We start from the raw sequence: 241 nt of genomic DNA, 5'->3' as shown, positions 1-241 counted from the left end.
GACCGAGTAGATGAAATCGAAGATCGTGAAGGAGTTAAGGAGATTACGCTGGTAACTTGTGTGGACTATAATGCGACAGAGCGGATTATTGTTAAAGGTGATTTTAAAGAAGTTAAAGCTTATTCTGAAACATCTGATGATATCCTAAGCGCCTTTAATAAGCCATATAGACAACGTTATTAACCTCAAAAACCAGTGAAGAAGCAATTTCACTGGTTTTTTGTCAAATTGAGACATCAGT

At 36.5% G+C, this 241-nt stretch carries 1 pseudogene; it reads left to right on the top strand.

The window, feature by feature from the left end:
- Positions 1-183: pseudogene (locus CF394_RS00150) on the top strand (hypothetical protein); the annotation flags it as partial.
- Positions 184-241: the final 58 nt, after the last annotated feature.

It is taken from the genome of Tetzosporium hominis, from assembly GCF_002265435.1.
Classification (GTDB): Bacteria; Bacillota; Bacilli; order Bacillales_A; family Planococcaceae; genus Chryseomicrobium; species Chryseomicrobium hominis.
The sequence above is the reverse complement of the archived record's forward strand: the minus strand, read 5'-3'. Positions and strand labels throughout refer to the sequence as shown.